The organism is Butyrivibrio proteoclasticus P6B7, from assembly GCF_000622085.1.
Classification (GTDB): Bacteria; Bacillota; Clostridia; order Lachnospirales; family Lachnospiraceae; genus Butyrivibrio; species Butyrivibrio proteoclasticus_A.
This window is the reverse complement of the sequence record NZ_JHWL01000057.1, coordinates 1-1,274: the sequence shown is the minus strand read 5'-3', so window position 1 is coordinate 1,274 and position 1,274 is coordinate 1. Positions and strand designations below refer to the sequence as shown.

Genomic DNA, 1,274 nt, shown 5'->3' with positions numbered 1-1,274 from the left:
GAGGCAATCTATTCGATTGAGCACCTTCACGGCATGATGGAGGGAAGTAAGCTTTCAGATGAGGTGTCACTTCTTGATGACTTCAATGAGAAGGTTGATGCCAATGAGAATGCAATTGTTAAGAGCCAGCACCTTGATAAGATCATCAAGGATTACACAGAATACAACAACGGTTTCAGAGAGGCTTCAGATACTATAAAGGCTGCCAGGGAAGCTTGTCAGGAAGCAATCGCTGGATGCTCTTTCCTTACATATACTAAGTTCACAGAGCCTGATCCTGAGCCAACTAAGAATTCATTAGAAGCCTTTGTGTCTGTTGAGAGCGAGGATGGCTTCGTTCAGAAGTTTGAAAAGAAATTCCTTGATTTTATAGAAGAACATAGCGATGACTTTACAGGTAGCGATTTCATGGCTATCTGTCCTCAGCTTCTTGAGAACCTTAAGAATGTGAATGCTGCATTGGGCGATGGTACCTTTGATATCACAAGGTATGAAGATACCTTTAAGAACGTTAAATGGACTGACGTAAAAGATCTTATGAGCGATGAGATGCGTCAGAAATTCCTTAAGTACTTAAATGATTTTAAACTTTACCTCAAGGGATGTATTGACAAGTGCCAGGTCATCAAGTATGACCCTGTCAACATGAATAACGGTAACTACATCAACGACAGAACAGACCTTACAGTGCCTGGAAGATTCCCTATTTCTTTCAGACGTTTTTATAATGCCCAGAGTGAGAAGAGCGGCATCCTTGGAAGAGGATGGAGCTGCGTTTTTGATGGCCGTTTACGCAAGGACATGGACGGCGATATCAGGCTCTCTACCTTCGATGGAAGAGAACTTATCTTTGCTAAGAATAAGGTGAAAAATGAAGAGGTTTACCTTGAAGTTCACGGTGAAGAAGGCGTGCTCAGGGAAAATGCTACCGGGTACGTGATCACAAGAGATGACAGTTCATATGATGAGTATGACCTGGATGGATTCCTTGTGGCTATGGGAGATAACAACGGCCAGCATACTAGTGTAGACTATACTGTCATCAATGTATCTAAGAAGAATACTGTAGATGATTCTGGAAATATGGATGCGTCTTTGGATGTGAATAATTCTGGAGATGTAAGCGAGGCTACAAGCTATATCGCTGTGCCTTCAAAGATAACCACTAAGGATGGAACATACCTTACACTTAGATACAATGAGGATGGCATTCTTACAGAGATTGAAGACCATGCTGGTAGAAGATGCATTTTTGAGTATGAGTATAAAGAAAT

General features: G+C 41.5%; 1 protein-coding gene. It reads left to right on the top strand.

Features of this window, described 5'->3' with window-relative positions:
* A partial coding sequence (locus T541_RS21715; RefSeq protein ID WP_034467749.1) for a DUF6531 domain-containing protein occupies positions 1–1,274 on the top strand: 1,274 nt, incomplete at both ends.